Here is a 24,587-nt window from a genome sequence, read left to right as displayed (position 1 = left end):
AGTTCTGTCGATGACCAATCCTGCCCTGATTGATGAGCTGAAGACCCTGGTTGAGCCTGGCAAGGTGCTGACCGATGCCGACTCCCTGAATGCTTATGGAAAGGATTGGACCAAGCATTTCGCCCCGGCCCCGACCGCCATCGTGTTCCCCAAGACCACCGAGCAGGTCCAGGCCATTGTCCTGTGGGCCAATAAACACAAGGTGGCGCTGGTGCCGTCCGGCGGTCGTACCGGGTTGTCCGCCGCTGCCGTGGCAGCCAATGGCGAAGTGGTCGTGTCGTTCGACTACATGAACCAGATTCTCGACGTGAACCTCACTGACCGCACCGCCGTTTGTCAGCCGGGCGTGGTCACCGAGCACCTGCAGAACGTGGCCGAAGAAAAAGGCCTGTACTACCCGGTGGACTTCGCTTCGGCAGGTTCGAGCCAGATTGGCGGCAACATCGGCACCAATGCCGGCGGGATCAAGGTGATTCGCTACGGCATGACCCGTAACTGGGTGGCCGGCATGAAAGTCGTCACCGGCAAGGGCGACGTGCTGGAGCTGAACCGCGACCTGATCAAGAACGCCACCGGCTACGACATGCGTCAGCTGTTCATCGGCGCCGAAGGCACCCTCGGTTTCGTGGTCGAAGCGACCATGCGCCTGGACCGCGCGCCGAAAAACCTGACCGCGATGGTGCTCGGCACCGCCGATTTCGACTCGATCATGCCGGTGCTGCACGCCTTCCAGAGCAAGCTTGACCTGACCGCCTTCGAATTTTTCTCCGACAAGGCCCTGGCCAAGGTCATGGCCCGGGGCGATGTCCCAGCGCCGTTCGAATCCGACTGCCCGTTCTACGCACTGCTGGAATTCGAAGCGACCACCGAAGAAGTGGCCAACCACGCCCTGGAAACCTTCGAGCACTGCGTCGAGCAGGGCTGGGTACTGGACGGCGTGATGAGCCAGAGCGAAACCCAGTTGCAGAACCTGTGGAAGCTGCGCGAATACATCTCCGAAACCATTTCCCACTGGACGCCGTACAAGAACGACATCTCGGTCACTGTGTCGAAAGTCCCGGCGTTCCTGAAGGAAATCGACGCGATCGTCGGCGAACACTACCCGGACTTCGAAATCGTCTGGTTCGGCCACATCGGCGACGGCAACCTGCACCTGAACATCCTCAAGCCGGATAACCTGAGCAAGGATGAGTTCTTTGCCAAGTGCGCCACCGTCAACAAGTGGGTGTTCGAAACCGTCGAGAAATACAACGGTTCGATCTCCGCGGAGCATGGCGTGGGCATGACCAAGCGTGACTACTTGACCTACAGCCGTTCACCGGTTGAGATCGAGTACATGAAGGCCGTCAAGGCGGTGTTCGACCCGAACGGCATCATGAACCCGGGCAAGATCTTCGCTGTTTGATTTTCGAATTCAAGAGCTACGAACCAGGAGTCGGTCCATGAGCTATCAGCACCAGTATGTCGACGGTACGCGCATTCATTTCCCGCTAGGGAAAGTGGTGTGCATCGGCCGTAACTACGCGGAACACGCCAAGGAACTGGATAACCCGGTGCCGACCGAGCCACTGCTGTTCATCAAGCCGGGCAGCTGCGTGGTGCCGCTGGAAGGCGGCTTCAGCATTCCAACCGAGCGCGGTTCGGTGCATTACGAAGCGGAAATCGCGGTCTTGATCGGCAAGCCGTTGTCGACCAAGCCGAGTCGTGAAGAAGTGCTCGACGCCATCTCCGGTTTCGCTCCGGCCCTGGACCTGACCCTGCGCGACAAGCAGGCCGAGCTGAAATCCAAGGGTTTGCCTTGGGAAATCGCCAAGTCCTTCGACGGTGCGGCAGTGATTGCTCCGTTCGTGTCCGGCAGCACCTTTGCCGACCTGACCGACATCGGCATCCGCCTGACCATCAACGGTGAAGTGCGCCAGGACGGCAACAGCGGCGCAATGCTCAACCCGATCGTGCCGATGATCCAGCACATGGCCGGCTGCTTCTCGTTGCAGGCCGGGGACGTGATCCTCACCGGCACGCCAGTGGGCGTTGGTCCGCTGAATGTCGGAGATGAGATCGTTCTGGAGTTGCCGGGCGCCAGCCGGTTTACCAGCAGCGTTCGCTAGTTGTAACACCGCTGTATCCTGTGGGAGCGGGCTTGCTCGCGAAGAGGGAGTGACAGTCAACATAAGTGTTGCCTGACACACCGTTTTCGCGAGCAAGCCCGCTCCCACATTGGTTTTGTGGTGGCCTGTAAAAGGCTCATCCTGTCATTTCCCGTTTTTTTCACATCCTCTCTGGATAATTTCAGGGCTTTCGGCCTCTGAGCCGGCCGCAAATTGTGCTATTACCCCTAGCCTGAATTTCTGGAACGCATTCCCCAATGGCCACTCCACCGCTATCCACGCTTAAACCTGCCCGCCGCTCACGCTTCGCCCTGCGTTGGCAAATCTGGCTACTGCTGGTGGCCGTTGTCGCCTACGGCGTTGCATTTGCCATGCACTGGGATGCGCGGGGCGTGCTCTGGGTGAAAGAGCAATTCAAGAGCCCGGCCGAGCGTCAGGCCAGTATCTGGCTTCCGGACTACCGGGCGGTGATCGATGCCAAGCCGTTGCCGGGCATGGAGAAGGACGAGGCGTCGGACCTGGCCTATGACCCCCAGACCAAAACCCTGTTTTCGGTCATGGGCAAGAACCCGTTCCTGGTCGAATTGAACTTGCAGGGCGATGTGCTGCGCAAAATGCCGCTGGTGGGCTGGAGCAATCCTGAAGGCGTTACCGTGCTGGGTAACGGCCTGTTGGCGATTGTCGATGAACGCGATCACCTGATCACCATCGTCAAGGTCGATGCCGACACCCGCGAGCTGAACATCGTCGATTTCCCGAAATACGACCTGGGGCCTTCCAAAGACCAGAACAAGGCCTTCGAAGGTGTCACCTGGGATTCGCGTAATCAGCAGCTGGTGCTGGGCGAAGAGCGTCCGCCGGCATTGTTTGCCTGGAAAGGTGACGGCAAGGTCCTCACCGGTGACAAGCTGAAGCTGGCCAGCCATGCGCTGGATATGCGCAACCTCTCGGCACTGGCGATCGACCCGCGGACCGGCCACATGCTGGTGCTGTCCGCCGATTCGCACCTGCTGCTGGAGCTGGACAAGAAGGGTGAACAAGTCAGTTTCATTACCCTGTTGCGTGGCTTCAACGGCCTGAAAAATACCATTCCGCGTGCCGAAGGCGTGGCCATGGATGACGCGGGCACGCTGTACATGGTGAGTGAGCCGAACCTGTTTTATCGCTTCGAAAAACAGCACTGACGTTTACGATTTGCAGGATTGCCTGTGCTCGGTTGTAGAATCGGGTCCGTGGCCATTAAGCTTCAGTTCAGACAGGCGTGATATTTCATCCGCCTGTCTTGAACCCGAGCCCGCCCGAATGCATCGATTTGCCCGCCCCAAATCCCTGATTCTGATCCTGTCGGTAGTCTCGCTGATCGCGCTGATCGCGCTGATTGCGCTCGGTCAGTACCAGCGCCTGTTCGAACGCGCCTGGTTCAATCTGCACGTGCTGTGGCAGCCGGTGAGTTCCCGGTCCATGGGCCTTGACCAATATCAGGTCGTGACCGAAGCGCAGGTGATCGATAGCCAGGTTGACAACGTTTCAGCGTTGACCTACGACCCGGTGCGCAAAAGCCTGTTCACCGTTACCAACAAGCGAAGCGAGTTGATCGAGTTGTCCCTCGACGGCAGGATTTTGCGCCGTGTGGCACTGGTCGGTTTCGGCGATCCCGAGGCGGTGGAGTTCATCAGTGCCGACACCTACGTGGTCGCTGACGAAAGCCAGCAGCGTCTGATCAAGATTCATCTGGAGCAGGACACGACCTTCGTCGACGCGGCAGACGCCGAACAAGTGACCATCGGCGTAAACATGAGCAACAACAAGGGCTTCGAGGGGTTGGCGTACGACTCGGTGGGCAAGCGCCTGTTCGTGGCCAAGGAGCGCGACCCGATGCTGATCTACGAGGTACACGGCTTTCCGCGCTTCAACCCTGAAGAATCCTACTCGGTGCACGTGATCAATAACTCCAAGCGTGATGCCGGGTTGTTTGTACGAGACCTGTCGAGCCTGCAATACGACGAACGCAGCGGGCATTTGCTGGCGCTGTCGGATGAGTCGCGGTTGATTCTGGAGCTGGATGTGGATGGGCGTCCGCTGAGCACAATGTCATTGAGCAAGGGGAGCCAGGGTCTGCAGAAAAACGTGCCGCAAGGGGAGGGGATCGCCATGGGAGATGACGGCACGCTGTACCTGGTGAGTGAGCCGAACCTGTTTTACGTCTTCAAGAAACCACAGCCCTGACAAACAACGCATGACCCTGTGGGAGCGGGCTTGCTCGCGAAGGGGGCGTGTCAGTCGATAGAGATGTCAACTGACAGCCTGCATTCGCGAGCAAGTCGGATCGCCGCACCGTCGCTCCCACAGGTTTCATCTATCCACAAATTACTCAGCGCGCAGGGTCTTCACGCCTTCGCTTGTACCCAGCAGCAACAGATCCGCCGGACGTGCCGCGAACAAACCATTGGTGACCACGCCGACAATCGCGTTGATCTGCGTCTCCAGCTCCACCGGATTGGTGATCTGCATGTTGAACACGTCGAGGATGATGTTGCCGTTGTCGGTGACTACGCCTTCACGGTAGACCGGGTCGCCACCGAGCTTTACCAACTCACGGGCCACGTGACTGCGGGCCATTGGGATCACTTCCACCGGCAGCGGGAAGTTGCCGAGCACCGGCACCAGTTTGCTGGCGTCGGCGATGCAGATGAACGTCTTGGCCACGGCCGCGACAATCTTCTCGCGGGTCAGGGCAGCGCCGCCGCCCTTGATCAGGTTCAGGTGCTCGTCGCTCTCGTCAGCGCCGTCGACATAGAACTCCAGGTCGCTGACGGTGTTCAGTTCGTACACCGGAATCCCGTGGCCCTTGAGGCGCGCGGCGGTGGCTTCGGAACTGGCGACGGCGCCATCGAATGCGCCCTTGTGTCGGGCCAGGGCATCGATGAAGCAGTTGGCGGTGGAGCCGGTGCCGACCCCGACGATGCTCTTGTCGTCGAGTTTCGGAAGGATGAAGTCGACGGCGGCCTGAGCCACTGCCTGTTTGAGTTGATCCTGGGTCATGCGGGCTCCGAAGTGCCGAAGAGAGAACGAAAGGCCGGCATTATAGGCTTCGGGGCGGGGAAGGTCATTGCCCGATTGGCGGTTCGTGACCGTTCCCTGTAGGAGCGAGCTCGCTCGCGATGGACGTGAACGATAACGCGTAAAACCAGGTACCCCGCGGCGCCTTTGGGTTTCTCGCGAGCAAGCTCGCTCCTACAACAGGTGGTCGTGCGGACAAAAGCCGGGTTAGACTCCATGGTCCTGCCCAACCCGCTCAGTGATGCTTTCCGATGCTTGAACAGTACGTCAAAAAGATCCTCACCTCGCGCGTTTATGACGTTGCCGTAGAAACCCCGTTGCAGACTGCCCGCCAGCTCTCCGAGCGGCTGGGCAACAGCATCTGGCTCAAGCGCGAAGACTTGCAGCCGGTGTTCTCGTTCAAGATTCGCGGCGCCTACAACAAGTTGACCCAGTTGAGCGACGAAGAGCGCGCTCGCGGCGTGGTCACCGCGTCGGCGGGCAACCATGCGCAAGGCCTGGCACTGGCGGCGAAGGTGCTGGGTGTGAAAGCGACCATCGTCATGCCCAAGACCACCCCGGAGATCAAGGTCGAAGGCGTGCGTTCCCGCGGCGGCAAAGTGGTGCTGCATGGCGATTCGTTCCCGGAAGCCCTGGCCTACTCGCTGAAACTGGTCGACGAAAAAGGCTACGTCTACATTCACCCCTACGACGATCCCCACACCATTGCCGGGCAGGGCACCGTGGCGATGGAGATTCTGCGCCAGCACCCGCAACCATTGGATGCGATTTTCGTCCCGGTCGGCGGCGGTGGTCTGATCGCCGGCATCGCCGCGTACGTGAAGTACCTGCGCCCGGACATCAAGATCATCGGCGTCGAGCCGGACGACTCCAATTGCCTGCAAGCCGCCATGGCCGCCGGTGAGCGCGTGGTGTTGCCGACCGTGGGCCTCTTTGCCGACGGTGTTGCGGTGGCCCAGATCGGTCAGCACACCTTTGACATCTGTAAAGATCATGTCGATGAAGTGATCACCGTCAGCACCGACGAAATCTGTGCTGCCATCAAGGATATCTACGACGATACCCGTTCGATCACCGAACCTGCCGGCGCCTTGGGCGTGGCCGGGATCAAGAAGTATGTCGAGCAGCACGGTGTCAGCGGCCAGACCTTCGTGGCCATCGACTCCGGGGCCAACGTCAACTTCGATCGCCTGCGCCACGTCGCCGAGCGAGCGGAGCTGGGCGAGGGTCGTGAAGCCATCATCGCCGTGACCATTCCCGAAAAACCGGGCAGCTTCAAGGCGTTCTGCGAGGCTATCGGCAAGCGCCAGATCACCGAATTCAACTACCGCTACAACACCGGCAGCGAAGCGCACATCTTTGTCGGCGTACAGACCCACCCGGAAAACGACCCGCGCAGCGCACTGATCACCAGCCTGAGCGAGCAAGGTTTCCCGGTGCTGGACCTGACCGACAACGAACTGGCCAAGCTGCACATCCGCCACATGGTGGGCGGGCGTGCGGCGCATGTGGTCGATGAAGTGATCCTGCGTTTCGAATTCCCGGAGCGTCCGGGCGCGCTGTTCAACTTCCTCAACAAGCTCGGCGGGCGCTGGAATATCTCGATGTTCCACTACCGCAACCATGGCGCGGCGGATGGCCGGGTCGTCGCGGGCCTGCAAGTGCCCCACGACGAGCGCCACCTGGTGCCGGCGGCGCTGGAAGAAATCGGCTACCCGTACTGGGACGAAAGCGACAACCCGGCCTATCAGCTGTTTCTTGGCTAAAGGGCTACGCTGATGGGCAGGTCATAAGGAAATCGAACAATGGAAACGTTAACTGCCCTGAAAGCGGCGCACATGGTGGCCACTGTTGTATTGCTGGCTTGTGCGCTGGGTCTGGGAGTCTGGGTTTTGCTTGCGCGACGCAAGGGTGATGCGACGGCGGGAAGCCGCACCCTGCAGCGGCCACGTGTATTTGTCTGGCTGTTGATGGGGCTGGCGCTGCTGAGCATGCCGTTTACCGGCTGGTGGATGGTGCATCTGGTGGGCTGGCCGCTGGGGCAGACCTGGTTGCTGGCCTCCAGCGTGCTTTACACGGTGGCGGCACTGGCGTGGTTCTGGTTGCTGGTGCGACTGAACAAGCTGCGCAAGGCGCCGGGGGGCGTGGGTAAATTCACCTTTGCCCTGGCGTTGTTCAGCTTTGTCTGTTTTATCGCCATTGCCGGGTTGATGGGGGCCAAGCCTGTGTAGGAGCGAGCTTGCTCGCGAAAAACTCAAGATCGCCGCGGGGCATCAGGTGCCCCGCGTTATCGTTAACGACCATCGCGAGCAAGCTCGCTCCTACAGTAAGGCGATATCAGCCGCGCAGGCTGATCACCGGCCAGCCACGCTTCTCGGCCTCGGCCCGCAGGTTCGGATCCGGATCAACCGCCACCGGGTTGGTCACCTGCTCCAGCAACGGAAAATCATTCATCGAGTCGCTATAGAAGTAGCTGTCTTGCAGCGTAAACCCGGTTTCCTCCAGCCAGCGATTGAGCCTTGTCACCTTGCCTTCACGGAAGCACGGCACATCGGTGCTGCGCCCGGTGTAGCGGCCCTCGGCCATTTCGCACTCGGTGGCGATCAGGGTGTCGACGCCCAGACGCTCGGCAATGGGACCTGTGACGAAGCGGTTGGTCGCCGTGATGATCACCAGTTTGTCGCCGGCATCGCGGTGCTTCTTCAGCAGCTCAAGGCCCTTGGGCAGCACGATCGGTTCGATGCAGTCGCGCATGTAGTCGCTGTGCCACTGATCCAGCGTGGCCATTTCGGTGCGACCGAGGACTTCCAGGCAGAAGTTCAGGTAAGCAGCGTTATCCAGTTTGCCGGCCAGGTAATCCTGGTAGAACGCATCGTTGCGAGTCTTGTAGGCAACGGCGTCGAGAAGGCCGCGCTCGCACAGGTAATCGCCCCAGGCGTGATCGCTGTCACCGCCCAGAAGGGTGTTGTCCAAATCGAATAAAGCCAGGCGCATTGCAGTTACCCGCTGAAAAGTCAGTAAAAAGGCGACAAGAATACGGTCTTTTCACAAGAGTGCACATAAGGTAGGAACCTTCGTTGCCGCCTTCACGACCTTTGTGGAACAATGCGGCGACATGCGTTTGCGAGGTTGTTGCCGTGATCGACCCCGATGGATTTCGCCCCAATGTCGGGATCATTCTGACGAATGACGCCGGCCAGGTGCTATGGGCTCGCCGAATCAATCAGGATGCCTGGCAGTTTCCGCAGGGGGGAATCAACCCCGAAGAGACGCCGGAAGACGCCTTGTACCGCGAGTTGAACGAAGAAGTGGGCCTGGAGCGCGAAGATGTTGAAATTCTCGCCTGCACCCGGGGCTGGTTGCGCTATCGTTTGCCGCAACGTCTGGTACGTACCCACAGCCAACCGCTGTGCATCGGCCAGAAACAGAAATGGTTTCTCCTGCGCCTGATCTCCAACGAGCAGCGGGTGCGGATGGATTTGACCGGTAAACCGGAGTTCGATGGCTGGCGCTGGGTCAGCTATTGGTATCCGTTGGGCCAGGTGGTGACATTCAAGCGCGAGGTGTATCGACGCGCTCTCAAAGAGCTTGCCCCGCGCCTTTTAGCGCGCGACTGACGACGGAGTTCGACCCCGAGCCATGCTCAATACGCTGCGCAAGATCGTCCAGGAAGTTAACTCCGCCAAGGATCTCAAGGCGGCGTTGGGGATTATTGTGTTGCGCGTCAAAGAGGCCATGGGCAGCCAGGTCTGCTCGGTCTACCTGCTTGACCCCGAGACCAACCGTTTCGTGCTGATGGCCACCGAGGGCTTGAACAAGCGCTCGATCGGCAAGGTCAGCATGGCCCCCAATGAAGGTCTGGTCGGCCTGGTCGGCACGCGTGAAGAACCCCTGAACCTCGAAAACGCCGCGGATCACCCGCGCTACCGCTACTTCGCCGAAACCGGCGAGGAGCGCTACGCCTCGTTCCTCGGGGCGCCGATCATTCACCACCGCCGCGTCGTCGGCGTGTTGGTCATCCAGCAAAAAGAACGTCGTCAGTTCGATGAAGGTGAAGAAGCCTTCCTCGTGACCATGAGCGCGCAGCTCGCCGGCGTTATCGCCCACGCCGAAGCCACCGGTTCGATCCGTGGCCTCGGTCGTCAGGGCAAAGGCATCCAGGAAGCCAAGTTCATCGGCGTGCCGGGTTCGCCGGGTGCGGCGGTCGGCACCGCGGTGGTCATGCTGCCACCGGCGGACCTGGACGTGGTGCCCGACAAGAGCATCGCCGACATCGAAGCCGAGCTGGGGCTGTTCAAGACCGCTATCGAAGGCGTACGCGCCGACATGCGCGCGTTGTCCGCCAAGCTTGCCACGCAGTTGCGCCCGGAAGAGCGGGCCTTGTTCGACGTCTACCTGATGATGCTCGACGATGCCGCGCTGGGCAACGAAGTCACCACTGTGATCAAGACCGGCCAGTGGGCCCAGGGCGCGTTGCGCCAGGTGGTCACCGATCACGTCAACCGTTTCGAATTGATGGATGACGCTTACCTGCGCGAGCGTGCCTCGGACGTCAAGGATCTCGGTCGGCGCCTGCTGGCTTATTTGCAGGAAGAGCGCCAGCAAACCCTGGTCTACCCCGACAACACCATTCTGGTCAGCGAGGAACTGACGCCGGCAATGCTCGGCGAGGTTCCGGAAAGCAAGCTGGTGGGCCTGGTTTCGGTACTCGGTTCCGGCAACTCCCACGTCGCGATCCTGGCACGCGCCATGGGTATTCCGACGGTAATGGGCCTGGTCGATCTGCCGTATTCCAAAGTCGATGGCATCGACATGATCGTCGATGGGCACCGGGGCGAGGTCTATACAAACCCCAGCGACGTGCTGCGCAAGCAGTTCGCCGAAGTGGTCGAGGAAGAGAAACAGCTGGCCCTGGGGCTGGACGCGTTGCGCGATCTGCCGTGTATCACGGTCGATGGCTACCGCATGCCGCTGTGGGTCAACACCGGCTTGCTGGCCGACGTGGCGCGGGCGCAGAAGCGTGGTGCCGAAGGCGTCGGGCTGTACCGCACCGAAGTGCCGTTCATGATCAACCAGCGCTTCCCGAGCGAAAAGGAGCAATTGGCGATCTACCGCGAGCAGCTCGCCGCGTTCCACCCGCAACCGGTGACCATGCGCACCCTGGACATCGGCGGCGACAAGTCGCTGTCGTACTTCCCGATCAAGGAAGACAACCCGTTCCTCGGCTGGCGCGGCATTCGCGTCACCCTCGACCACCCGGAAATTTTCCTGGTGCAGACCCGGGCCATGCTCAAGGCCAGTGAAGGCCTGAACAACCTGCGGATTCTGCTGCCGATGATCTCCGGCACTCATGAGCTGGAAGAAGCCCTGCACCTGATCCACCGGGCCTGGGGCGAAGTGCGCGACGAAGGCTGCGACGTACCGATGCCGCCGGTTGGCGTGATGATCGAGATTCCGGCGGCGGTGTATCAGACCAAGGAACTGGCGCGGCAAGTGGACTTCCTTTCGGTCGGTTCCAACGACCTGACCCAGTACCTGTTGGCCGTGGACCGCAACAACCCGCGGGTGGCCGATCTTTACGACTACCTGCACCCGGCGGTGCTGCAAGCCTTGCAAACCGTAGTGCGCGACGCCCATGCCGAAGGCAAGCCGGTGAGCATCTGCGGCGAAATGGCCGGTGATCCGGCGGCGGCCGTGCTGTTGATGGCGATGGGTTTCGACAGCCTGTCGATGAACGCCACCAACTTGCCGAAGGTGAAGTGGATGCTGCGCCAAATCAACCTGAGCAAGGCCAAGGAGCTGCTGGCGGAGCTTATGACCATCGACAACCCGCAAGTGATTCACAGCTCGCTGCAGCTGGCGCTGAAGAACCTCGGGCTGGCGCGGATGATCAATCCGGCTGCGGTCAAGCCCCTCTAGATCTGCGGCGTGCCCTTCGCGAGCAAGCCCGCTCCCACACAACTGTGGGAGCGGGCTTGCTCGCGAAGGCGTCAGTGCCGGCAACACAAAACTAAAGCCTGATCTCCACTTCCCCCAGGTGCCCGCCATACGGCCCGAAACTGCGCTCGACCATATGCCGCGTCCCATCCGCCTGCACAATCAACGCCGTACTCGCCCGCGTTCCATAACTCTGGCTGGCAATGAACACGCTCGACAGCAACGTCTCGGTGGCCAGCCCCACTCCGGTATCCGGCAACTCGGCAAACGGCGCGGTCTGCGCATCGCTCAATAACGCCAGCAGCGCCTGAGGCTGCGGATCATCCAGCACTTCGCTCAATGCAGCCTTGGCCTTGAGTAACTTCGGCCAGGGCGTATCCAGCCCGGCATTGGATAAGCCGTAGACCCCCGGCTTCAGCATCACCGCGCTCGATTCCCGGGCGTTGAAGTGCCAGAGCTCGTGGGTGTTGCCAATCAGCAGGTTAAAACCACCATACTCCTTCGAATGGTCGACAACGTCGGCTAAATAGTCCTCAACTGGCAATTCCCCGGTGAGAAATCGCGCGACCAGCTCCCCGCGCGACTTGAGCCCTGGCGGTCGAAGGGGATCGCGGATGTTGGTCAGCGCTGCAAAACGTCCGTTGGCACCGATACCGAGCCAGGTGCCACCGGCCTCGAGGTCGCGCCCGGCATGTACGTGCGGCGCTTCAGGCCATGGCGCCAGAGGCAGGCTGGGGCGGGCGTAGAATTCATCGCGATTGGCCGCCACGACCAGCGGCTGGGCATGACCCGGGCGCCAGGCAAAAACGATCAGGCACATAAGGGAGTCCGTGTGTGTTTTTGCCCACTCTACGCAGACATCACTCATCGATCCATCGCCTTGCACAGTGGAGCTCAAGGCCATGCATCCGGTACCATGCCGCTCCGGTTTTGGGGATACGGGCGGGACAACCATGGAATTTCTGCTCTATCTGGCGCTCGGCGCCTGTGCAGGTGTACTCGCCGGGCTGTTTGGCGTGGGCGGCGGGATCATCATAGTCCCGGTGCTGGTGTTCAGCTTCAAGGCCCAAGGGTTCGATCCGTCGATCCTCACGCACCTGGCAGTGGGTACTTCCCTGGCGACGATCATCTTCACCTCGGTCAACGCAGTGCGTGAGCATCACCGCCGTCGCGCCGTGCTTTGGCCGATCTTCATGTGGATGACCGTCGGCATTCTGATCGGTGCCGGGTTCGGCGCCCTGACGGCGGAAGCGATTTCCGGCCCCAACCTGCAGAAACTCATTGGTGTATTCGCCCTGGTGATCGCCGCTCAGCTGGCGCTGGACGTCAAACCCAAGGCCAGCCGAACCGTGCCGGGCAAACTCGGTCTGACCCTGGCCGGCAGCGTGATTGGCTGGGCCTCGGCGATTTTCGGCATTGGCGGCGGTTCGTTGACCGTGCCGTTCCTGACCTGGCGCAGTGTGCCGATGCAGCAAGCCGTGGCCACTTCATCGGCCTGCGGTCTGCCGATTGCCCTGGCCAGTGCATTAAGTTTCATGATTCTGGGCTGGCACGATCCGTTGCTCCCGGCCCATAGTCTCGGTTTCATTTATTTGCCGGCATTGCTGGGCATTGCCCTGACCAGCATGGTGTTCGCCCGATTGGGCGCGCGACTGGCCCACCGATTGTCGCCGAAGTTGCTGAAAAGGCTGTTTGCCGCTTTGCTGTTCTGCGTTGGCCTGAACTTTCTAGTCTGAAGCATCTGCTCTGACGCACAGCGCAATCCTGGCTTAATCCTGAGGTGGCAGCGTCGCCCGGGAATTTTTAAGATTTGAACTCTAACGAGGAGTCGCAATGCTGCCTTACCCGCAGATCGACCCGGTGGCCCTGGCCATCGGTCCGCTGAAAATCCACTGGTACGGTCTGATGTACCTGATCGGCATCGGCGGCGCCTGGCTGCTGGCGTCCCGCCGCTTGAACCGCTTCGACCCGACCTGGACCAAGGAGAAACTCTCCGACATGGTGTTCTGGATGTCGATGGGGGTGATCGTCGGCGGGCGATTGGGTTATGTGCTGTTCTACGATCTGCATGCGTACCTCGCCAACCCGACACTGATTTTCGAAGTGTGGAAGGGCGGCATGTCGTTCCACGGTGGTTTCATCGGTGTGATGCTGGCGGCGTTGTGGTTCGGCAGGAAGAACAACAAGTCGTTCTTCCAGCTGATGGATTTCGTCGCGCCGATGGTGCCGATTGGCCTGGGTGCCGGGCGTATCGGCAACTTCATCAATGCCGAGCTGTGGGGCAAGCCGACCGACGTGCCGTGGGCGATGATCTTCCCGCCGTTCAGCGACCCGGCGCAGCTGCCGCGTCACCCCTCGCAGCTGTACCAGTTTGCCCTCGAAGGCGTGGCGCTGTTCCTGATCCTCTGGCTGTTCTCGCGCAAACCGCGGCCGACCATGGCGGTGTCCGGGATGTTCGCGCTGTTCTATGGCATCTTCCGTTTCATCGTCGAGTTCGTCCGCGTACCGGACGCCCAGCTGGGCTATCTGGCCTGGAACTGGCTGACCATGGGCCAGGTGCTGTGCGTGCCGATGATCGTCGGTGGTCTGTTGCTGATCTGGCTGGCGTATCACCGCGCCCCGGCATCTCCAGCAGCAGCCGTATAAATTCGAACCCCGCAGCGATGGCTGCGGGTTCAAGGAAACAGGTAACTCATGAAGCAATATCTCGAACTGGTCGCCCACGTCATCAAGAACGGCACCAAACAGGCCAACCGTACCGGCGTGAACACCATCAGTTTTCCTGGCGCGATGCTGCGATATGACCTGCAGGAAGGCTTTCCGGCGATCACCACGCGCAAAATGGCGTTCAAATCGGCCGTCGGCGAAATGTGCGGATTCCTGCGTGGCGTGAACAACGCCGCCGAATTCCGCGCCCTGGGTTGCAAGGTCTGGGACCAGAACGCCAACGAAAACGCCCAGTGGCTGGCCAACCCGTTCCGTCAGGGCGAAGACGACCTCGGCGAAATCTACGGCGTGCAATGGCGAAAATGGCCGGCGTACAAGCAGATCCCGCTCAGCAACCCGGCCGCCATCGAGCAGACCCTGAAGCAAGGCTATCGCCAGATCGCTGAAGGCGAAGAAAACGGCCAGGCCTACGTGGTGCTGTACAAGGCCATCGACCAGGTCCGCCAGTGCGTCGATACCATCATCAAGGACCCGGGCAGCCGTCGCATCCTGTTCCACGGCTGGAACTGCGCCCAGCTTGATGAAATGGCCCTGCCGCCGTGCCACCTGCTGTACCAGTTCCACCCGAATGTCGAGACCAAGGAGATTTCCCTGACGCTCTACATCCGCTCCAACGACCTGGGCCTTGGCACGCCGTTCAACCTCACCGAAGGTGCAGCGCTGCTGAGCCTGATCGGTCGCCTGACGGGCTACACGCCGCGCTGGTTCACCTATTTCATCGGTGATGCCCACGTCTACGAAAACCACCTGGACATGCTCAACGAACAGCTCAAGCGCGAGCCGTTCCCGATGCCGAAACTGGTGATTTCCGAGCGTGTGCCGGAGTTTGCCAAGACGGGCGTGTATCAGCCGCAATGGCTGGAGCTGGTGGAGCCGAGCGATTTTTCACTGGAAGGCTACGAACACCACGCGCCAATGACCGCGCCGATGGCGGTCTGACGCTTCACGCTATCCCCCTTGTAGGAGCGAGCTTGCTCGCGATGGACGTTAACGATGACGCGTATTGTCTGACGACCCACGTCGCCCTTGAGTTCATCGCGAGCATGCTCGCTCCTACAGAGGGAGGGTGGTGTTCTCAATGGCCGTGACTGCGGCCTACATGGGAATGCTCAACCTCCGTCGCCACAACCCCGCCGCTTACTTCCAGCCGCTGCAAAATCCCGCATTGATCGACACCCGGCCGCTCGCCGCAGCGTTGGCGCAGGTCGAGCAGTTGTGTCTGCAAGGCCAGCAAGCCGTCGATCCGCGCCTTGACGTGATGGATGTGCTCGTCGATCAGCGCGTTGACGCTTTCGCACTGGTCCTGCGGACTGTCGCGAAACGCCAGCAGGCTGCGGATTTCTTCGAGCGTCATGTCGAGGGTGCGACAGTTGCGGATGAACGTCAGGCGCTCGGCGTGGGCCTGGGTATAGACGCGATAATTACCGTCACTGCGGGCTGGTTCCGGCAGCAGGTTCTCGCGCTCGTAGTAGCGGATCGTCTCCACGGCGCAGTCCGTGAGTTTCGCCAATTCTCCAATTTTCATGACGCCAATCTCCAAAACTCCAGAAAGGGTGCTTGACCCTATAGTGGCTACAGGGTCTTTACTTGGCAACAGGCACTCTTATGGACGCAACCAATGAGCGATTCCCTGCATTCCCACAAACCCGGGGCTGAACACGAGCACAGCCACAAGCTCAAACCCGTGCCAAAACATGGCCATGGCAGTCACGGCGACTCCTGCTGCTCATCTAAAGCGGCAGCGCCTGCGCTGGTAAAACTGAGCGAATCGCCGACGCCCGGGGCCCGACTGAGCAGTTTTCGCATCGAGGCCATGGACTGTCCAACCGAACAGACGCTGATCCAGAACAAGCTAAGCAAACTGACCGGGGTGCAGCAGCTGGAGTTCAATCTGATTAATCGGGTGCTCGGCGTGACCCACGACTTGCCCGATATCGAGCCGATCGTCGAGGCCATCAAGTCCTTGGGCATGCATGCCGAGCCGATGGATCAGGGGGCTGAAACCCCGGGGCCGGCGCCGCGGAAAAAGCCGTGGTGGCCCCTGGCGCTGTCCGGTGTTGGTGCATTGCTGGCGGAAGTTATCCACTTCACCGGTACCGCACCGAACTGGGTGGTGGCGGTTATCGCACTGGTCTCGATCCTCAGTGGTGGCCTGGGTACCTACAAAAAAGGCTGGATCGCTCTCAAGAACCGCAACCTGAACATCAATGCGCTGATGAGCATTGCCGTGACCGGCGCGGTGCTGATCGGCCAGTGGCCGGAAGCGGCCATGGTGATGTTCCTGTTCACCGTGGCCGAATTGATCGAAGCCCGATCCCTCGATCGTGCGCGCAATGCCATCGGTGGCCTGATGCAGATGACCCCGGACACGGCAACGGTATTGCAGGCTGACGGGACCTGGCTTGAGCAGGATGTCAAAACCATAGGGCTCGGCGCGCGCGTACGGGTGCGTCCCGGTGAGCGTATCGGCCTGGACGGCGAAGTGCTGTCCGGTCGCTCGACCATCGATCAGGCGCCCATCACCGGTGAAAGCCTGCCGGTGGAGAAAACCGTCGGCGACAAAGTATTCGCCGGCACCATCAATCAGGCCGGCTCCCTGGAGTACGCAGTGACCGCCGCGGCGGACAACTCGACCCTGGCCCGCATCATCCACGCCGTCGAGCAGGCTCAGGGTGCGCGGGCGCCGACCCAGCGTTTCGTCGACAGCTTCTCGAAAATCTACACCCCGGCGGTGTTCGTCCTGGCCTTGGCCGTGGCGGTGATCCCGCCAATGTTCATGGGCGCGTTGTGGTTCGACTGGATTTATCGGGCGCTGGTGCTGCTGGTGGTGGCTTGCCCGTGTGCGCTGGTGATTTCCACACCGGTGACCATCGTCAGTGGCCTCGCGGCGGCGGCGCGCAAAGGCATTCTGGTCAAGGGCGGCGTCTATCTGGAGGGCGGTTACAAGCTCGACTACCTGGCCCTGGACAAGACCGGCACCATCACCCACGGCAAACCGGTACAGACCGATTACCTGTCGCTGGACCCGACCGTCGATGAATCGGCGCCAGCCATTGCCGCCGCGCTGGCCGGGCGCTCGGACCACCCGGTTTCCCTGGCCATCGCCACAGCGGCTGTGGATAAACCAATTGCGCCGCTGATTGTGGATAACTTCGAAGCCTTGGGCGGGCGTGGCGTGCGCGGCGAGATCAACGGCCAGCTCTACCATTTGGGCAACCATCGTCTGGTCGAGGATCTGGGCCTGTGTTCGCCGGCGCTGGAAGAAAAGCTGTTTGCCCTTGAAAAGCAGGGCAAGTCGGTGGTGCTGCTGCTTGATTCGTCCGGTCCGTTGGCGTTGTTCGCCGTCGCCGATACGGTAAAGGCAAGCAGCCGCGAAGCTATCCGGCAACTGCATGACCTGGGCATCAAGACCCTGATGCTCACCGGCGATAACGTCCACACCGCGCAGGCTATCGCTGCACAAGTCGGTATCGACGAGGCCAAGGGCGACCTGTTGCCGGGCGACAAATTGCAGGCCATCGAGGCCCTTTATGCCCAAGGGCATCGGGTCGGCATGGTCGGCGACGGCATCAACGACGCCCCGGCACTGGCGCGTTCGGAGATCGGTTTCGCCATGGCCGCCGCCGGCACCGATACCGCGATTGAAACCGCCGATGTCGCCCTGATGGACGACGATCTGCGCAAGATCCCGGCATTCATCCGCCTGTCACGCCAGACATCGAGCATTCTCAAGCAGAACATCGCCCTGGCTTTGGTCATCAAGGCGATCTTTCTTGGGGTAACCTTCGCCGGGGTCGCTACCATGTGGATGGCGGTGTTCGCCGACATGGGCGTGAGTTTGCTGGTGGTGTTCAACGGATTGCGCCTGCTGCGCAAGTGAAGGATGAGGGACGGTTGTGCTGAGTGCCGAGCTGAAGGCGTTTTACATGGTGGCCCGCCTGGGCAGCATTACCCAGGCTGCAAAAAAGCTTGGCCTGAGCCAGCCGACAGTGACGACGCAGATCCGCAACCTTGAAAGTCAGTACTCGGTCGAGTTGTTCTACCGTGGCGGCCGGCGTCTCAGTGTCAGCGAAGAAGGCGCGCGGCTGCTGCCGATGGTCAAGGTGCTGATGCAACAGGAAGCCGACATCGAGTTTTTCCTGCGTAACTGCGGCCAGGTCCAGGGCACATTGCGTATTGCCGCCACGGCGCCGTATTACATTCTCGACCTGGTGAAAACCTTCCGCGAGCGACTGCCGCAGGTTGAGGTTTCGGTGGAAATCGGCAACTCCCAGCAAGTACTCGAAGCGCTGGAAGAGTACCGGGTCGATGTCGCGGCATCGTCGCAGTTGCTCGATGACGCGCGGCTGATTCGCCGGGTGCTTGGCAGCGATCCGCTGGTGCTGGCGGTGCATCGCAATCATCCGCTGGCGATTCACGATCACGTACCGCTCGGCGCCTTGGCCGGGCATACCCTGCTGATGCGCGAACCGGGCTCGACCACTCGTCGCCTGACTGAAGAGCTGCTGGCCAGTGCCGGTGTGTGTTTCGGTCCGCTGCTGGAAATCGGCAGCCGCGAATCGATCCGCGAAGCGGTGCTGCGCAACATAGGCATCAGCATCATTGCCCGCCAGGAAGTCCCGCACGATCCGCAGTTGCGGGTGCTGACCATCGAAAATGCGCCGCAAATCCCGGAATACCTGTATTGCCTCAAGGAGCGTAAAAACGCGCGGCTGCCGGCGGCGTTTCTGGGGTTGGCGCAGGAAATGGCTCCGGCCTGAGATCAGTGGTGACAGTACCGGCCCCTTCGCGAGCAAGCCCGCTCCCACAGGGGACCGCACTCAACTGTGGGAGCGGGCTTGCTCGCGAAGGCGTCGGATCGGGCAATACATCTCTTGAACTCTGAACCAAAAATCCCGAATACCACTATCGGCAGTTTTTGCCTTACTGCCACATGACGGACTCATTACAACTCTAGGATGGCCCCCATCTGCTCGATGAGGTCCGTCCATGAACAACCCGATTGCAACTGCCCTGACCAACCCCGGTGCACCGATGAAAGTGCGCGGCGTTCAGAAACGTTTTGGCGCCTTCACGGCGCTGGATAACGTTTCCCTCGACGTGGCGGCCGGTGAGCTGGTGTGTCTGCTGGGCCCGTCGGGCTGTGGCAAAACCACCTTGCTGCGCTGCATCGCCGGTCTGGAAAAGCAGGACAGTGGCGAGTTGTACCTAGGCGACCGCGATGTTTCCCACCTGCCACCCCAGGCGCGGGACTACGGCATTCTGTTCCAGTCCTATGCGTTGTTCCCCAATCTGACCGTCGAAGCGAACATTGCCTACGGCCTCGCCGGCAATGGCCGCGACCAGATTCGCCAACGTGTCGGTCAGATGCTGGAACTGGTCGGCCTGGGCGGCAGCGAGAAAAAGTATCCCGGTCAATTGTCCGGCGGCCAGCAGCAGCGGGTTGCACTGGCTCGCGCTCTGGCCCCGGCGCCTTCGCTGTTGCTGCTCGACGAGCCGATGTCGGCCCTCGATGCCCGGGTACGCGAGCACCTGTGCACCGAATTGCGCCAGCTGCAACGCAACCTCGGCATCACCACGCTGATGGTTACCCACAATCAGGACGAGGCCATGCTGATGGCCGACCGCATTGCCGTGATGAACAACGGCAAGGTCGAGCAGTACGCCACGCCGCAGGAAATCTACAACCGCCCGGCCACGCCATTCGTGGCGGAGTTCGTCGGCCAGGGCAACTGGTTGCCGTTCCAGCGCAGCAGCGACAGCCACGCCCAGGTCGGCGGAATGAGCATGCGTCTGGCCGATGGCGGCGCCAGGACCGCATCGGGCCGTTTGTTCTGCCGACCGGAAGCGATCAGCATCAACCCGCTGGTGCACGAGGAAAACCTGTTCCCGGCCAAGGTTCGCGAAATCACCTTCCTCGGCAACCGCTGCCGCATGAGCTTCGAACTCGATCAATTGCCGGGCCATGCACTGTTGGCGGAACTGGCGCCGGAAGCCATGCCGCGTCTTGGCGCCCAGCAGATCATGGTCGCCTTGCCGCCGCGTAGCCTGCAGGTGTTTGCCTGATGAGCGCGAACCTCGCGCTGCCGCTGCCACAAAGGCAGGTTCGGCAGACCTCCCGCGCCGAGATCGGTGACCGCCTGTTCGTGGTCGGCGGCAAAGTCCTCCTGCTGGTGTTGCTCAGCATTGCCGTGTTGATGCCGTTGCTGGCGATCTTCTGGCGTGGTTTCAGCGCCGAAGCCGGGCAGGGCGGTGGTTGGCTCGCAGCGAAAGAACTGGTGACCAGCGAGAACTTCCACTGGTTGCTTGGTAACAGTCTGAAGGTTTCCCTCAGCGTCGCGGCCATTGTCGTACCGCTGGCCTACCTGTTTGCCTACGCCCTGCAACGCACGTTGATTCCGGCCAAAGGCATCTGGCGCGGCATCTCGCTGCTGCCATTGATGGCGCCGTCGATGCTGCCCGGCATTGCGCTGGTTTACCTGTTCGGCAACCAGGGCATGTTGCGTGGTCTGCTTTCGGACAACATCTACGGCTTCTGGGGCATTGTGCTCGGTGAGGTGATCTACACCTTCCCGCACGCCTTGATGATTCTGCTGTCGGCGTTGTCCCTGGCGGATGCGCGACTGTTCGATGCCGCCTCCAGCATGGGCGCGAGTCCTGCGAAAGCTTTCCGCAGCATCACCTGGCCGGCGTCCCGCCAGGCAGTGTTCGCGGCGTTCTGCCTGGTGTTCACCCTGACCATCACCGATTTCGGTGTGCCCGTGGTGGTCGGTGGCGACTATCAGGTGCTGGCGCTGGAGGCCTACAAGGCGGTAGTGGGTCAGCAGCAGTTCGGCCGCGGTGCCTTGATCGGCATGGTGCTGCTGCTGCCGGCGCTGTTCAGCTTCGGGGTCGACGCCTGGTTGCGTCGGCGGCACGGCGACTCCATGAGCGGTCGTGCCCAGGTGTTCAAGCCAGTGCCGTCGAAGTTGCGTGACGGATGCTACCTGGCCATCGTGTTGCTGATCAGCGCCGCATTGCTGCTGGTGTTCGGCATGGCGGTGTTCTCGTCGCTGGTGAAGTTCTGGCCGTACAACCTGTCGCTGTCGCTCAACCACTACCAGTTCAACGAAACCGCCGGCGGTGGCTGGCTGGCCTACGGCAACAGCCTGAAGATGGCTTTGGGCACCGCGTTGATCGGCTCCATGCTGATCTTTACCGGCGCCTACCTGATGGAAAAAACCAGGGGGCAGCGCGGCCTGAACCTGACCTTGCGCATGCTCAGCTTCGTACCGATGGCGGTGCCAGGCCTGGTGCTGGGGTTGGGTTACGTCTTCTTCTTCAACCTCACCGGCAACCCGCTGCACGTCCTCTACGGCAGCATGGCGCTGCTGATCGTCTGCACCATTGCGCACTATTTGACCACCGCGCAAATGACCGCCACCACCGCGCTGCGTCAACTCGATGCCGAGTTCGAAGCCGCCGCGCTGTCGCTCAAGGCCCCGCTGTACCGCCATTACCTGCGCGTCACCGTGCCGATCTGCCTGCCGGCGTTGCTGGACATCGTGCGCTACCTGTTCGTCTCGGCCATGACCACTGTCTCGGCGGCGATCTTCCTCTACAGCCCCGACACCATCCTCGCGGCGGTGGCGGTGCTGAACATGGACGACGCCGGCAACGTCGGCGGCGCGGCAGCGATGTCGACCCTGATTCTGTTCACCTCGGCGGGCGTGTCCCTGCTGCTGGCCTGGGCTTCGCGCGGCTTGCTGCGCCGCTCCCAGGCCTGGCGGCAGACCGCGCCCGGTCATTGATTTGCTTCTCCTCAAACCGAAAGCCCTCAACTCAAAACAGGAAAAGATCATGTTCAAGCCCCTGGCCCTGGCCGCTGCTGTTCTCACCGCTTTCAGCCTGAACGCCTTCGCGGCGAAAACCGAGTTGACGGTGTACACCGCCCTCGAAGCCGAACAACTGAAGACCTACAAGGAAGCCTTCGAAAAGGCCAACCCGGACGTCGAGATCAAGTGGGTGCGTGATTCCACCGGGATCATCACTGCCAAACTGCTGGCCGAAAAAGCTCGTCCGCAGGCTGACGCCGTGTGGGGCCTGGCGGCTTCCAGCCTGGCAATCCTCGACCAGCAGGGCATGCTGCAAAGCTACGCACCCAAGGATCTGGGCAAGATCGGCGCCAACTACCGCGACGCCGCCAATCCGCCAGCCTGGGTCGGCATGGACGTCTGGGCCGCGACCATTTGCTTCAACACCGTCGAAGCCGAGAAGCAGGGCCTGACCAAGCCAGTGAGCTGGCAAGACCTGACCAAGCCTGAGTACAAAGGCAAGATCGTCATGCCGAACCCTGCATCGTCCGGCACCGGTTTCCTCGACGTCAGCGCCTGGCTGCAAACCTTCGGCGAGAAGCAGGGCTGGGCGTACATGGACGGCCTGCACCAGAACATCGGCCAGTACGTTCACTCCGGTTCCAAGCCTTGCAAACTGGCCGCCGCCGGTGAGTTCCCGATCGGTATTTCCTTCGAGTACCCGGCCGTTCAACTGAAACGCCAGGGCGCACCGCTGGACATCATCCTGCCGAAGGAAGGCCTGGGCTGGGAGATCGAAGCGACGGCCGTGATCAAGGGCTCCGCCCACGAGGAAGCCGCGAAAAAACTGGCTGACTTCTCCGCCAGCCCTGAGGCGATGGAACTCTACAAAGAAAACTTCGCCGTGCTCGCCCAGCCTGGCATCGCCAAGCCGCAAACCGAACTGCCAGCCGACTACGAACAGCGCCTGATCAAGAACGACTTCGCCTGGGCTTCGAAGAACCGCGACGAGATCCTCACCGAATGGCGCAAGCGTTATGACGGCAAGTCCGAGAAAGTGGCGGCCAAGTAAGATCTTTATCGGCTGAAAGGGCCTCTTCGCGAGCAAGCCCGCTCCCACAGGATTACGCATTCCAATGTGGGAGCGGGCTTGCTCGCGAAAGCGGTCTTGAATTCAGGACATCATCCAGATGACACAACACAACGACATGCTGATCGTCGGCGCCGGCATCCTCGGTTTGTCCCATGCGTATGCCGCCGCCAAACGCGGTCTGAAGGTCACGGTTTTCGAGCGTAGCGAAACGCCGGTCGGCGCTTCGGTGCGCAACTTCGGCCAGGCACTGGTCACCGGCCAACCGCCGGGCCCGATGCTGGAGCTGGCCCGCGCCAGTCGCGGGATCTGGGGCGATTGGGCACAGCTCGCCGGCCTGCAACTCAAGCGCAATGGCTCGTACCTGTTCGCCCGCACCGAAGCGGAAGAGCAACTGCTGGAAGCCTTCTGCGAGGGCCGCGCCGTCGAACACGGCTACCGCGTCGACCTGCTGCGCGGTGCCGCATTGCGCGATTTGTATGGCGGCCAGTTCCGCCATCATCGCGCGGCGTTGCACGGTGTGGACGACCAGCAACTGTATTCACGCGAAGCGATTCCGGCGCTGATCGACTTCCTGCGCCGCGACCTGGGTGTCGAATTTCACTTCTCCACCCTGGTTCGCGATATCGAACCGGGCCGCTTGTACAGCACCGCCGGCAGCTTCAGTGCCGAGCAGATCATCGTCTGCTCCGGTCATGACTATCAGACCTTGCTGGCCGAGCACATCGCCGAGCTCGACCCGCAAATCTGCCGCCTGCAAATGCTCCGCGCCCGACCGCAGATCAACCTCAACCTGCAACACGCGTTGCTCACCGGTTTGAGTTGCGTGCACTACGGCGCCTTCGCCGACTTGCCGGAGGCTGCAGCGGTGCAGGCGGAAATCCTGCGGCACGCGCCGCACCTGCACGAAAATGGCATCCACCTGCTGATCAGCCCGACACCCTATGGCGAGTTGATCATTGGCGATTCGCACCATTACGGCCGCGATCCGTCGCCCTTCAATGCCGAGCAGGTCGATGACTGGATGATCGAGCTGGCCGAGCAAACCCTGGGCTGCAAGGTGCAGGTGGTCGAACGCTGGCAGGGCGTCTATGGTTCACGGGGGCCAGGACCGTTCTCGTTCCTGCGCCCGGAAAAAGGCCTGGGCGTGGCGTTGATGCACACCGGTGTCGGCATGAGCGTCGGGCCGGCAATGGCTGAGCGCAACGTGGCCACCGTATTGGAGGAAATCTGATGGAGCGCAATGAACGAGTGATTGCCGAGGTGTTCGGTTTGTACGAGCGCTTTGGCGACAGCGACTACATCGGCGAGCCGGTGTCACAGATCGAGCACATGTCCCAGGCGGCGGAGCTGGCCATGGCCGAAGGCTTCGACGATGAAGTGGTGCTGGCGGCGTTCTTCCACGACATCGGGCATATCTGCGCTGAAAGCGCGGAGAACATGGGCGGCTTCGGCGTGGTCAGCCATGAGCGGCTCGGCGCCGACTACCTGCGTCGCGCCGGTTTTGGCGAACGCATGGCGCGGCTGGTGGAGTACCACGTTCAAGCCAAGCGTTATCTGACGCTCAAGGAACCGGGGTATTACGAACGCTTGAGCGTAGCCAGCCGCCGGACCCTGGAGTATCAGGGCGGGGTGATGACGGCTGAAGAGGCTGAGGCGTTCGAGCAGGACCCGCTGTGTGCAGTGAGCTTGCGCATGCGCCAGTGGGATGAGCTGGCGAAAGAGATGCATGTGCCGGTGATTGATCTTGGGGTACTGAAGGAAAAAGCGGTGCGGTTGTTGGCTGCGTAAGTCTCGGCGCCGAGTGGCTGCCTTCGCGAGCAAGCCCGCTCCCACATTGGATTTGTGACCGACGCACATCCCCTGTGGGAG

22 protein-coding genes are annotated in these 24,587 nt (G+C 61.3%); 18 read left to right on the top strand and 4 right to left on the bottom strand.

Annotated elements, in window-relative coordinates:
• Positions 1-10 precede the first annotated feature (10 nt).
• From ACCD00_RS03300 to ACCD00_RS03285, 4 genes are all read left to right on the top strand, one after another.
• Positions 11-1,405, top strand: a complete 1,395-nt coding sequence (locus ACCD00_RS03300) for an FAD-binding oxidoreductase (protein ID WP_175391110.1) — start codon at positions 11-13, stop codon at positions 1,403-1,405.
• A 37-nt stretch (positions 1,406-1,442) separates the two neighbouring features.
• Entirely contained in the window at positions 1,443-2,108 is a 666-nt protein-coding gene (locus ACCD00_RS03295) for a fumarylacetoacetate hydrolase family protein (protein WP_413421877.1), read from the top strand.
• 257 nt (positions 2,109-2,365) lie between these two features.
• Positions 2,366-3,292 carry an SdiA-regulated domain-containing protein gene (locus tag ACCD00_RS03290; RefSeq protein ID WP_413421875.1) on the top strand — a complete coding sequence of 309 codons (927 nt, stop codon included), beginning with the start codon at positions 2,366-2,368 and terminating at the stop codon, positions 3,290-3,292.
• A 118-nt stretch (positions 3,293-3,410) separates the two neighbouring features.
• Positions 3,411-4,334, top strand: a complete 924-nt coding sequence (locus ACCD00_RS03285) for an SdiA-regulated domain-containing protein (protein WP_413421873.1) — start codon at positions 3,411-3,413, stop codon at positions 4,332-4,334.
• A 141-nt stretch (positions 4,335-4,475) separates the two neighbouring features.
• Here the strand turns inward: ACCD00_RS03285 and rpiA are convergent, their stop codons facing one another.
• Positions 4,476-5,150: a ribose-5-phosphate isomerase RpiA gene (rpiA, locus tag ACCD00_RS03280; protein WP_413421871.1), complete on the bottom strand. Its 675-nt coding sequence runs from the start codon at positions 5,148-5,150 to the stop codon at positions 4,476-4,478.
• 269 nt (positions 5,151-5,419) lie between these two features.
• Between rpiA and ilvA the strand changes: the two genes are divergently transcribed.
• Complete coding sequence (gene ilvA, locus ACCD00_RS03275; RefSeq protein WP_413421869.1) at positions 5,420-6,934, top strand: threonine ammonia-lyase, biosynthetic; 1,515 nt, start codon at positions 5,420-5,422, stop codon at positions 6,932-6,934.
• 39 nt (positions 6,935-6,973) lie between these two features.
• Complete coding sequence (locus ACCD00_RS03270; protein WP_007976406.1) at positions 6,974-7,399, top strand: DUF2269 domain-containing protein; 426 nt, start codon at positions 6,974-6,976, stop codon at positions 7,397-7,399.
• 106 nt (positions 7,400-7,505) lie between these two features.
• Here the strand turns inward: ACCD00_RS03270 and ACCD00_RS03265 are convergent, their stop codons facing one another.
• Positions 7,506-8,162 (bottom strand): HAD family hydrolase, encoded by a 657-nt coding sequence (locus ACCD00_RS03265; protein WP_413421867.1) that lies wholly within the window; start codon positions 8,160-8,162, stop codon positions 7,506-7,508.
• A 143-nt stretch (positions 8,163-8,305) separates the two neighbouring features.
• Here ACCD00_RS03265 and ACCD00_RS03260 point away from each other — a divergent pair, with 143 nt between their 5' ends.
• Both ACCD00_RS03260 and ptsP read left to right on the top strand, forming a co-directional pair.
• Positions 8,306-8,785, top strand: coding sequence for an RNA pyrophosphohydrolase (locus ACCD00_RS03260; protein WP_003229203.1), 480 nt, complete (start codon positions 8,306-8,308; stop codon positions 8,783-8,785).
• Between the two features lie 22 nt (positions 8,786-8,807).
• Positions 8,808-11,087, top strand: coding sequence for a phosphoenolpyruvate--protein phosphotransferase (ptsP, locus tag ACCD00_RS03255; RefSeq protein WP_413421864.1), 2,280 nt, complete (start codon positions 8,808-8,810; stop codon positions 11,085-11,087).
• 91 nt (positions 11,088-11,178) lie between these two features.
• Here the strand turns inward: ptsP and ACCD00_RS03250 are convergent, their stop codons facing one another.
• Entirely contained in the window at positions 11,179-11,925 is a 747-nt protein-coding gene (locus ACCD00_RS03250) for an NRDE family protein (protein WP_413421862.1), read from the bottom strand.
• Between the two features lie 133 nt (positions 11,926-12,058).
• Here ACCD00_RS03250 and ACCD00_RS03245 point away from each other — a divergent pair, with 133 nt between their 5' ends.
• The 3 genes from ACCD00_RS03245 (at position 12,059) to ACCD00_RS03235 (ending at position 14,771) form a co-directional block, all read left to right on the top strand.
• The gene (locus tag ACCD00_RS03245) at positions 12,059-12,841 is read left to right on the top strand and encodes a sulfite exporter TauE/SafE family protein (protein WP_111285325.1); all 783 of its coding nucleotides are present in this window, start codon (positions 12,059-12,061) and stop codon (positions 12,839-12,841) included.
• 97 nt (positions 12,842-12,938) lie between these two features.
• Positions 12,939-13,751 (top strand): prolipoprotein diacylglyceryl transferase, encoded by an 813-nt coding sequence (gene lgt / locus ACCD00_RS03240; RefSeq protein WP_008020018.1) that lies wholly within the window; start codon positions 12,939-12,941, stop codon positions 13,749-13,751.
• A gap of 48 nt (positions 13,752-13,799) precedes the next feature.
• Entirely contained in the window at positions 13,800-14,771 is a 972-nt protein-coding gene (locus ACCD00_RS03235; protein ID WP_413421859.1) for a thymidylate synthase, read from the top strand.
• 136 nt (positions 14,772-14,907) lie between these two features.
• Here ACCD00_RS03235 and cadR read toward each other — a convergent pair whose 3' ends face one another.
• Positions 14,908-15,357: a Cd(II)/Pb(II)-responsive transcriptional regulator gene (cadR, locus tag ACCD00_RS03230; RefSeq protein ID WP_111285329.1), complete on the bottom strand. Its 450-nt coding sequence runs from the start codon at positions 15,355-15,357 to the stop codon at positions 14,908-14,910.
• A gap of 93 nt (positions 15,358-15,450) precedes the next feature.
• Here cadR and ACCD00_RS03225 point away from each other — a divergent pair, with 93 nt between their 5' ends.
• From ACCD00_RS03225 to ACCD00_RS03195, 7 genes are all read left to right on the top strand, one after another.
• A complete protein-coding gene (locus ACCD00_RS03225) occupies positions 15,451-17,712 on the top strand; it encodes a heavy metal translocating P-type ATPase (protein ID WP_413421857.1) in 2,262 nt (753 codons plus the stop codon).
• A gap of 16 nt (positions 17,713-17,728) precedes the next feature.
• Positions 17,729-18,592: a LysR family transcriptional regulator gene (locus ACCD00_RS03220; protein ID WP_413421855.1), complete on the top strand. Its 864-nt coding sequence runs from the start codon at positions 17,729-17,731 to the stop codon at positions 18,590-18,592.
• Between the two features lie 229 nt (positions 18,593-18,821).
• Positions 18,822-19,898 carry a putative 2-aminoethylphosphonate ABC transporter ATP-binding protein gene (locus ACCD00_RS03215; RefSeq protein ID WP_413421853.1) on the top strand — a complete coding sequence of 359 codons (1,077 nt, stop codon included), beginning with the start codon at positions 18,822-18,824 and terminating at the stop codon, positions 19,896-19,898.
• Positions 19,898-21,622, top strand: coding sequence for a putative 2-aminoethylphosphonate ABC transporter permease subunit (locus tag ACCD00_RS03210; RefSeq protein WP_413421851.1), 1,725 nt, complete (start codon positions 19,898-19,900; stop codon positions 21,620-21,622). Before ACCD00_RS03215 ends, ACCD00_RS03210 begins: the two co-directional genes overlap by 1 nt.
• A gap of 49 nt (positions 21,623-21,671) precedes the next feature.
• Positions 21,672-22,697 carry a putative 2-aminoethylphosphonate ABC transporter substrate-binding protein gene (locus ACCD00_RS03205; protein ID WP_413421849.1) on the top strand — a complete coding sequence of 342 codons (1,026 nt, stop codon included), beginning with the start codon at positions 21,672-21,674 and terminating at the stop codon, positions 22,695-22,697.
• A 118-nt stretch (positions 22,698-22,815) separates the two neighbouring features.
• A complete protein-coding gene (locus ACCD00_RS03200) occupies positions 22,816-23,949 on the top strand; it encodes a TIGR03364 family FAD-dependent oxidoreductase (RefSeq protein WP_413421847.1) in 1,134 nt (377 codons plus the stop codon).
• The gene (locus ACCD00_RS03195) at positions 23,949-24,506 is read left to right on the top strand and encodes a phosphonate degradation HD-domain oxygenase (protein WP_413421845.1); all 558 of its coding nucleotides are present in this window, start codon (positions 23,949-23,951) and stop codon (positions 24,504-24,506) included. The genes ACCD00_RS03200 and ACCD00_RS03195 overlap by 1 nt, the downstream gene beginning before the upstream one ends.
• The last annotated feature ends 81 nt before the right edge of the window (positions 24,507-24,587 follow it).

The organism is Pseudomonas sp. Pseusp3 (assembly GCF_047304225.1).
Taxonomy (GTDB): Bacteria; Pseudomonadota; Gammaproteobacteria; order Pseudomonadales; family Pseudomonadaceae; genus Aquipseudomonas; species Aquipseudomonas fluorescens_CD.
The sequence above is the reverse complement of the archived record's forward strand: the minus strand, read 5'-3'. Positions and strand labels throughout refer to the sequence as shown.

Bases quoted from the DNA above. Each gene is read 5' to 3' on its own strand.
- ilvA (WP_413421869.1), top strand. From the start codon at position 5,420: ATGCTTGAACAGTACGTCAAAAAGATCCTCACCTCGCGCGTTTATGAC.
- ACCD00_RS03210 (WP_413421851.1), top strand. From the start codon at position 19,898: ATGAGCGCGAACCTCGCGCTGCCGCTGCCACAAAGGCAGGTTCGGCAG.
- lgt (WP_008020018.1), top strand. From the start codon at position 12,939: ATGCTGCCTTACCCGCAGATCGACCCGGTGGCCCTGGCCATCGGTCCG.
- ACCD00_RS03200 (WP_413421847.1), top strand. From the start codon at position 22,816: ATGACACAACACAACGACATGCTGATCGTCGGCGCCGGCATCCTCGGT.
- ACCD00_RS03285 (WP_413421873.1), top strand. From the start codon at position 3,411: ATGCATCGATTTGCCCGCCCCAAATCCCTGATTCTGATCCTGTCGGTA.
- ACCD00_RS03270 (WP_007976406.1), top strand. From the start codon at position 6,974: ATGGAAACGTTAACTGCCCTGAAAGCGGCGCACATGGTGGCCACTGTT.
- ACCD00_RS03265 (WP_413421867.1), bottom strand. From the start codon at position 8,162: ATGCGCCTGGCTTTATTCGATTTGGACAACACCCTTCTGGGCGGTGAC.
- ACCD00_RS03250 (WP_413421862.1), bottom strand. From the start codon at position 11,925: ATGTGCCTGATCGTTTTTGCCTGGCGCCCGGGTCATGCCCAGCCGCTG.
- ACCD00_RS03225 (WP_413421857.1), top strand. From the start codon at position 15,451: ATGAGCGATTCCCTGCATTCCCACAAACCCGGGGCTGAACACGAGCAC.
- ptsP (WP_413421864.1), top strand. From the start codon at position 8,808: ATGCTCAATACGCTGCGCAAGATCGTCCAGGAAGTTAACTCCGCCAAG.
- ACCD00_RS03245 (WP_111285325.1), top strand. From the start codon at position 12,059: ATGGAATTTCTGCTCTATCTGGCGCTCGGCGCCTGTGCAGGTGTACTC.
- ACCD00_RS03300 (WP_175391110.1), top strand. From the start codon at position 11: ATGACCAATCCTGCCCTGATTGATGAGCTGAAGACCCTGGTTGAGCCT.
- ACCD00_RS03295 (WP_413421877.1), top strand. From the start codon at position 1,443: ATGAGCTATCAGCACCAGTATGTCGACGGTACGCGCATTCATTTCCCG.
- ACCD00_RS03195 (WP_413421845.1), top strand. From the start codon at position 23,949: ATGGAGCGCAATGAACGAGTGATTGCCGAGGTGTTCGGTTTGTACGAG.
- ACCD00_RS03205 (WP_413421849.1), top strand. From the start codon at position 21,672: ATGTTCAAGCCCCTGGCCCTGGCCGCTGCTGTTCTCACCGCTTTCAGC.
- cadR (WP_111285329.1), bottom strand. From the start codon at position 15,357: ATGAAAATTGGAGAATTGGCGAAACTCACGGACTGCGCCGTGGAGACG.
- ACCD00_RS03290 (WP_413421875.1), top strand. From the start codon at position 2,366: ATGGCCACTCCACCGCTATCCACGCTTAAACCTGCCCGCCGCTCACGC.
- ACCD00_RS03215 (WP_413421853.1), top strand. From the start codon at position 18,822: ATGAACAACCCGATTGCAACTGCCCTGACCAACCCCGGTGCACCGATG.
- ACCD00_RS03235 (WP_413421859.1), top strand. From the start codon at position 13,800: ATGAAGCAATATCTCGAACTGGTCGCCCACGTCATCAAGAACGGCACC.
- rpiA (WP_413421871.1), bottom strand. From the start codon at position 5,150: ATGACCCAGGATCAACTCAAACAGGCAGTGGCTCAGGCCGCCGTCGAC.